The organism is Gluconacetobacter tumulicola, assembly GCF_014174215.1.
Classification (GTDB): Bacteria; Pseudomonadota; Alphaproteobacteria; order Acetobacterales; family Acetobacteraceae; genus Gluconacetobacter; species Gluconacetobacter tumulicola.
The window spans coordinates 37033-44609 of sequence record NZ_JABEQL010000031.1 but is presented as its reverse complement, the minus strand read 5'-3'; the positions used below and the strand labels follow the sequence as shown (position 1 = coordinate 44609).

General features: G+C 68.0%; 7 protein-coding genes. 1 reads left to right on the top strand and 6 read right to left on the bottom strand.

Features of this window, described 5'->3' with window-relative positions:
• Positions 1-156: 156 nt before the first annotated feature.
• The 5 genes from HLH29_RS16735 to HLH29_RS16715 are packed head-to-tail and all read right to left on the bottom strand — an operon-like array spanning position 157 to position 4956.
• On the bottom strand, positions 157-393 hold the full coding sequence (locus tag HLH29_RS16735) for a hypothetical protein (RefSeq protein ID WP_246374348.1): 237 nt from the start codon (positions 391-393) through the stop codon (positions 157-159).
• 36 nt (positions 394-429) lie between these two features.
• Positions 430-1905 carry an efflux transporter outer membrane subunit gene (locus HLH29_RS16730; protein WP_182968524.1) on the bottom strand — a complete coding sequence of 492 codons (1476 nt, stop codon included), beginning with the start codon at positions 1903-1905 and terminating at the stop codon, positions 430-432.
• A complete protein-coding gene (locus tag HLH29_RS16725) occupies positions 1905-3029 on the bottom strand; it encodes an ABC transporter permease (RefSeq protein ID WP_182968523.1) in 1125 nt (374 codons plus the stop codon). Before HLH29_RS16725 ends, HLH29_RS16730 begins: the two co-directional genes overlap by 1 nt.
• Entirely contained in the window at positions 3029-3952 is a 924-nt protein-coding gene (locus HLH29_RS16720) for an ABC transporter ATP-binding protein (RefSeq protein WP_182968522.1), read from the bottom strand. The genes HLH29_RS16725 and HLH29_RS16720 overlap by 1 nt, the downstream gene beginning before the upstream one ends.
• Positions 3949-4956, bottom strand: coding sequence for an HlyD family secretion protein (locus HLH29_RS16715; protein WP_338030275.1), 1008 nt, complete (start codon positions 4954-4956; stop codon positions 3949-3951). The genes HLH29_RS16720 and HLH29_RS16715 overlap by 4 nt, the downstream gene beginning before the upstream one ends.
• A gap of 185 nt (positions 4957-5141) precedes the next feature.
• Between HLH29_RS16715 and HLH29_RS16710 the strand changes: the two genes are divergently transcribed.
• The gene (locus tag HLH29_RS16710) at positions 5142-5843 is read left to right on the top strand and encodes an HPF/RaiA family ribosome-associated protein (RefSeq protein ID WP_338030274.1); all 702 of its coding nucleotides are present in this window, start codon (positions 5142-5144) and stop codon (positions 5841-5843) included.
• Between the two features lie 83 nt (positions 5844-5926).
• Here HLH29_RS16710 and HLH29_RS16705 read toward each other — a convergent pair whose 3' ends face one another.
• Entirely contained in the window at positions 5927-7342 is a 1416-nt protein-coding gene (locus HLH29_RS16705; protein WP_246374347.1) for a mannitol dehydrogenase family protein, read from the bottom strand.
• Between the last annotated feature and the right edge of the window lie 235 nt (positions 7343-7577).

The window sequence follows — 7577 nt, the reverse complement described above, 5'->3', positions numbered from 1 at the left end:
GCTCCTTGTGTTGGACACAAGCCAGAGTGCGGCGGACCATCAGGTCAGCTTCAAATAAAACACCTGTTTCACGCCGTGGTGACAGACAGCCACGCTACACCATTCCCGCGCAGCGGGTTCGTTCTTCCCCGGCCATAGCCGCGGTCGCGCGCGCCTTTACGAACAGGCTTTCGCGACCTCACGCAGCACAGCCCGCACATCCCCATCCGTGAGACGCCGCAGCATATCCGCAATGGCCGCAACCTGCCCGTCATGATCCGGCAGAGGCGGCCCGAACACGTCCTCCATCGCCAGAAACGCTTCCGCCTGCGCACAATGATCGTCCCGCGCATCGGCGCAGATCTGCCACGGTCGGCAGATCCGCCCCCCCCCCCCGGCATAGGCCAGGATCATGTGCGTGTCCGCTGAAAACCCCCATCCGAAAGGATGCTAGCCCCCGGCCTCCGGCCAGCCGCCGCCCGTCGCCTTGCACAGCGCCACCACGTCCAGCAGCACCGCCAGCCGCGCCTGGATGTCGTCCTGCTGCGCGGTGCTCAGATCAGCCCGTGCGTCCAGCACCGCCAGCGCGTCGCCGGTCCCGTCGCGATAGCGGGTTCGGGCCAGGGCCAGCCGGGCGTTGATGCTGGCCACCGCCGCCCGGTCGCTCTCCCGCGCCGCGCGGTCGGTGCGCAGTGCGACCAGGGCATCCTCCACCTCGCCCAGCGCGTCCAGCACGCGCTGGCGATAGGTCAGGGCGGCCTCCTGCTGCTGTGCGCGGGCCAACCGGATCGCGGCCCGCAGCCGCCCGCCCTGGAACAGCGGCAGGGAAATCGCGGGGCCGAACTGGTAGAACGTGTTGCCCCAGTCCGCCAGGCTGCCCAGCGTCAGCGTGCGCTGGCCGACCTGCCCGGACAGCGTGATGTCGGGATAAAGCTGCGCCACCGCCGCGCCGACCCCGGCGGTGGCGGCGTGCAGATCGGCCTCGGCCGCGCGAATATCAGGCCGCAGGCGGGCCAGCGCCGCCGGCAGCACCACCGGCACGCGCGGCGGCGGGTCCGGCAGGGGACGCAATGCGGCAAGCGGGCCATCCAGCTCCCCCGGCGGTTGCCCGGTCAGGATGGCCAGCCGGTTCAGTGCCTGTCCCGCCTGTCGCTGGAATCCGGCCGCCTGCTCCTGCGCCCGCGCCAGCGCCGCGCCGGCCAGGTCGACATCCGTGCCGTCTGCCAGCCCCAGTCGGCGCTGGAACGCCCGCAGCGCCGCCGTCCGCGCCCGCGCCGCCGCCACCTCGCCCGCCGCGTCCAGCAGCGCCTGGGTCGCCCGCCATTGCAGATAGGTCCGCACAACATCGCCCTGCAGCGTCAGCCGCGCATCGCCCTGGCGGGCGGTCTGCACCGCCACCTGCGCCCGTGCCTGTTCCACCGACCGCCGCACCCGGCCGAACAGGTCCAGTTCCCACGATGCGTCAAACCCGACCTGATACAGGTCCGTCCCCTGCGTCAGGCCGCCGATCCCGCCCAGGAATGCCGGCTGCCCCGTGCCGCTGCCCGCGCCCCCCAGCACCGAGAACAATCCCGCCTCGCCCAGCCGTTCGCGCGTATAGCGCGCCGAGGTTCCCAGCTCCGGCAGGCCCGCGGCGCGCTGGGCGGCCTCCTGCTCCCGCGCCTGGACAATGCGCGCCCTGTTTTCCTGAAAACCCGGATTGCCCGCCATGGCCCGCGCCACCAACGCGTCCAGCACCGGGTCGTGAAACATCCGCCACCAGCCGGGATCGGGCCGCGCCACCAACGCGACACCACCGCCATGGGCCGACACATCATGCCACGCCGCCGGCACCTCGGCGCGCGGGGCGTGGAAGGCCGGCCCCACCGTGCAGCCCCCCACCCAGGCGAGGCCCGCGACGCACCCCGCCCGGACGGCCTGGCGCATCAATCCAGCGTTTCCCGATAGAAGCGCACGGCGACCGCGACCGTGCAGAGCGTGAACAGCACGATCGGCCACAGGTCGGGCAGGATCTCCGCCAGCCCGTTTCCCTTCAGCAGCACCCCGCGCACGATGCGCATGGCGTGGGTCGTCGGCATCCCTTCGCCGATCACGCGCGCCCAGCGCGGCATGCCCTGGAAGGGAAAGACGAAGCCCGACAGCAGCATGAACGGCAGCATGGTGAACTGCGCCATCTGCTGCGCCTGCATCTGGTTGGCCGCCAGCGTGGAATAGGTGATCCCCAAGGCCAGGTTGCTGGCGATGAACACCCCCAGCACCCCGAACAGCAGGAGGATCGACCCATGCACCGGCAGGTGGAGCAGCAGCACCGCGATCAGCAGGATGACCAGCACCTGCAGGTAGCCGATGCCGATATAGGGCGCGATCTTCGCCAGCATGACCTCGACCGGCCGCACCGGCATGGCCAGCAGGTTCTCCATCGTCCCGCGCTCGCGCTCACGCGTGATGGCCAGCGTGGTCAGCATCAGCGTCGACATCATCAGCACGACACAGATCAGCCCGGGCACCACGTTCAACACCGTCAACTGCTCGGGATTGTAGCGGGTATGCACCACGAAGCGGAATGGCACCGGCAACGCCATGCCCCGCCTTGCCGGCGGCAGGTCGCGCGCCAGCACGTCGCCCAGGCCGGACAGCGCGGCGGTGGCATAGCCCACCGCCGTCGGGTCGGTGCCGTCGGTATCGACCAGGACCGACGGCGCCTCGCCCCGGTCCACCGCACGGTCGAAGCCCGGCGGGAAGTCGACGACGAACAGCAGCCGCCCTTCCGCGATATCCGCCTCCGCCTCGGCTTCCGACCCGACAAGGCGGGTCCGGTAATAGCCGGTATTGCGCAGCGCGGCGACGATGGTGCGCTCGTAACGCGACGGCTCCGCCATCAACACCCCGGTCGGCAGGTCGTGCGGGTTGGAATTGATGGCGTAGCCGAAGATCAGCAACTGCATCACCGGCAGCGCGATGATCAGCCGCAGGGTCATCGGGTCGCGCCGCACCTGCAGCCATTCCTTGCGCAGCAGCGCGCGCAGCCGGCGGGCGGACAGCATGCCCATCACCCGTCCTCCTGCCCCAGCAGATGGATGAACACATCCTCCAGCCGGGGCGGCACCTCCTGCCATGCCAGCCCGCCCCCCTGCGCATGAATGGCCTCCTCCAGCCGCGCGCGGTCCATCCCCGCGACATGCAGCGCCCGGCCGAAGACGGTCGCGGCCTCGACCCCGGGCGCCTCGCGCAGCCGCCGCACCGCGTCCTCGACCCCGTCGCCCGTGCCCTCGAACGTCACCAGCCCGACACGGGCCAGCAACTCCCCGGCGCTGCCCTGGACGACGATGCGCCCGCCGGCCAGGTAGACCACGCGCGCGCAGCGTTCCGCCTCATCCATGTAATGGGTGGACACCAGCACCGTCAGCCCGCCGCCGGCCATGTCGTGGATCAGGTCCCAGAATGCGCGCCGCGCCCGCGCATCCACCCCCGCCGTCGGCTCGTCCAGCAGCAGCAGCGCCGGCCGGTGCAGCACGCAGGCCGTCAGCGCCAGCCGCTGCTTCCAGCCGCCCGACAACTGGCCGGCCAACTGGCTGGCCCGGCCGCGCAGCTCCATGCGGTCCAGCATGGCATCGACCGCGCCGCGCGGGTCCGACAGTTCATAGATCCCGGCGACAAGCTCCAGGTTCTCCCGCACCGTCAGGTCCTCATACAGGCTGAAGCGCTGCGTCATGTAGCCGACTTGCCGGCGGATGCGCGGCGCATCGCGGATGATGTCCAGCCCCAGGCAGGTCCCGCGCCCCGCATCGGGCACCAGCAGCCCGCACAACATGCGAATGGTCGTGGTCTTGCCGCTGCCATTCGCGCCCAGGAAGCCGCAGATCTCGCCCCGTGCCACGCGCAGGCTCAGCCCGTCGACCACGCGCAGCGTCCCAAAATCCTTGCGAAGGTCATGGACGTCTATGACGTAATCCTCGGGCTTCGGGCCGTTCATCGCCCATTCCCCCGCCTGGTGGCCCACGGCGGACTGACCGTCACCGGTTGGCCCGGATTGAGCATCTCCGCCTGGCCGGTGCGCGGCCGCGCCTGGACCATATAGACCAACTTGGCCCGGCTCTGGTCGCTGTAGATCAGCGGCGGTGTGTATTCGGCATGCGGCGCGATAAAATCCACATACCCCTCCAGCCCGGACGGGCAGCCATCACAAGCCAGCCCCACCCTGTCACCCGGATGAATGCGCGCCAGCATGCCCTCCGGCACGAACAGGCGGATCACGATATGCCCCGGCGGCAGGAGCGAGATGACCGGCGTGCCGGCGTCCAGCACTTCGCCCGGCCAGGCCATGATATCGGCGATGACGCCGGTATCGGGCGCCACGACATGGCGCTGCGACAATCGCCAGTCCATGATCGCAAGGGCCGCGCGCGCCGCCGCCGCCGTCGCCGCCTGGGCGAAGATCTGCTCCGTTCGGCCGCTGGGAGCGCGTGCCTGGTCCAGCGCGGCGCGCAGCCCCGCGACGCGGGCCTCGGCCGAGCGCCAGGCGGCGCGGGCGGCGTCACGCGCCTGCATCGTCGCGGCGCCAGCCGGGGCCGCCGCCTCCAGCCGGCGCAGGTCGGCCCGCGCGCGGTCACGCGTCGCCTCGGCGTCCGCCAGGTTCGACGCCGCTTGGCGGATTTCGGTCTCGCGGGCAGGGCCTTGCAGGTTTGCCAACTGGCGCGCGCTTTCCTCGGCCTGGCGCGCTGCCTGGTCACGCGCGGCGCGCTCGGCCACATCGTCCTGGTCGAACAGCGCCTGCCCCGCCCGCACCTGATCGCCGCGCATCACATGCAGCCCGGTCAGCAGCCCGGCCTGCGTCGGACCGATCCTTACGAAATCCGCATCGACATAGCCCTGCAACGTCATCGGCACCGCACGCCACGACAGCCCCCACCACAGGACCGCCGCCAGCAACAGCACGACCCCGACCACGCCGGCCCGGCGGAGACCCACCCGCGTCACCGTGCTTCCAGCGCCTCGACCATCGCCTGACCCTTCGCGTATGCCGCACGCCGCGATAACGGCACCCCGGGCGCCGCGTCGCGCGCCTCAGCTGAATTTTATTGGGGACAGAAGAATCATTTCAGACGCTCACGCTGAACGCATCGATCCATGTCCGTTCTACAGAACGCGAACTGGCGCATTGCATGTCCGGATCAAGGAGGGGCAGCCGTCAGGAGTGCGCGCGCCGTAACCTATCCCTGGCCGCCGACCTCCGAAGATCATGCCCGAAACCGGTCTGGTTCCAGCACGTTCAAGTCTGTCAAAGGAACGATGTCATGACCATTCCCGTGCTGATTACGTTCAGGAATATGGCGCCCTCATCGACGCTGGAAGCCAGAATCCGCGAAAAGGCGTCACTTCTGGCGCGGTTCGAGCACGATATCCAGCGATGCCACGTGACGGTCGAGATCCCCCACCGGCACCATCGTCAGGGCCAGCTCTATCGTGTGAGACTGGTCATCACCGTGCCAGGAGGCGACATCGTCGTCGGGCGCGAAGGGTCGCAGGATCATGCACATGAAGATGCCTATGTCGCCGTGCGGGATGCGTTCGACGCTGCCATCCGGCAGTTGGAAGACCATGTCCGCATCCGCGGAACCCAGGTCAAGCACCACGAGCCCCTCTGGCTGGAGGGCCACGTTGCCCGGTTCGTCGCCGAGGCGGATCACGGCTTTATTACGACGCATGACGGGCGAGAGGTCTATTTCCATCGCCATAGCGTGGCCGACGACGGGTTTGATCGCCTGCGGGTCGGCAGTCCGGTACACCTGGTCGTGAGCGAAGGCGTAAACGGCTCCCAGGCCAGCATCGTGCGTGTGGGCGGAAAATCCGATCCATCGTCCTGAATACGGGAGGCCGCCCAAAGCCGCCGGCACACGCACGCTTTCCATCCCGGCTATCATCATAACCGGGATGGATTCAGGCACCTTTACGAACAGGCTTTCGCAACCTCACGCAGCACAGCCCGCACATCACCATCCGTCAGGCGCCGCAGCATGTCCGCAATGGCCGCAACCTGCCCGTCATGATCCGGCAGAGGCGGCCCGAACACTTCCTCCATCGCCAGAAACGCTTCCGCCTGCGCCCGATGATCGTCCCGCGCATCGGCGCAGATCTGCCGCAGCACATCCGCACGCGGGTCCGTCAGGCCGATTTCCAGGGCTTCCTGCTCATGCAGCGCAAACCAGCGGATCCAGCACGCAATCAGCAGCACGGCCCCCGTCACCGGGCGACCGGCCTCCAGATTCTCGCGCATCGGCGCAATCACCCGCGCGGCCATCTTCGCCGACCCGTTGCGCCCGATCCGCTCCACATCATGCGCGATGCCCGGATTGCGAAACCGCGTCATCAGCCCGGCGGCATAGGAATCCAGATCCTCGTCCGACAGATCGACCCCGGCCGACTGCTCATGACGCATGAAATGCGTGGCGATCGTCCCCAGCGCCGGATCGGTCGCGGCCTCTGCCACCGTCGGCAGGTCCGCCAGCCCCCCGGCATAGGCCAGGATCATGTGCGTGCCATTGAGCATCTGCAGTTTCGCCCGTTCGAACACGCTGACATCGCGCACGAAACGGGTGCCCGGATGCGCCTCCCAGACCGGCCGCTCACCGTCGAAATTCTGGATGATCCACTGAAACCACGGCTCGGCCGAAACCGGGATCGCATCTTCCACGCCCCCCAGCAGAAGCCGCGCATCGTCCAGATCCGCCTCCTGGAACGGCGGCGTAATCCGGTCGACCATCGTGTTGGGAAAGACCACATGCGCGCCAATCCACGCCGACAGCGCATCGTCGCCGCGCAGCGATGCGTAATCCATCACCACCTGCCGCAGCGTATCGCCATTCTCGGCCACATTGTCGCAGCTCAGCACCACGGGCGGCACGCCCCCGCGCTGCCGCACCAGATCCAGCCCCGCCACGAGGATGCCGGGCGCGGTCCGGGGAAACGGCCGCTCCAGATCCTCGCGAATGGCGGCGGATTCCGGGTCCAGCCGTCCTTCGGCCGTGATATGATAACCGCTGGCCGTCACCGTCAGCGTCACCACCCTGATCAGCGGATCGGCAATCCGGCCGATCAACGCCGCCGGATCGGCCCCGGCAAAAACGGCTTCCGAGATCGCCGCCATCACGGAGGCCACCGTGCCGTCCGGCTCGCGGGTCAGCAGCGTGTAGCAATTCTCCTGCTCCCGCAATTGCTCGGCCAGCAGCGGCCGACGCATCGTGGCCGACACAATGCCCCAGCGCAGCCCGTCCTCCCCTGCGTGATGGATGGCCGCCTGCGTCGCCGCGACCTGATGCGCGCGATGGAAACTTCCGCATCCCAGATGCAAAAGCCCGGATTTCAACAGGGCCGGATCGAATTGCGGCCTGTAGACGGCAGCGGGCAGACTGGATAATGCGGAACGGCTCAATCGCAAAACATCAACCTCCATAAGCTTTATTAGTAAAATCAATTAAACAGGAATTATCAGGAAAATTCAAGATTTTTCACACATTCAAAACAAACTCCAATATTTCCCTTTATTTTTAATGATCTTTCATCACGATATAACAACAGAAAAAACCGGAAAACATTCCCGC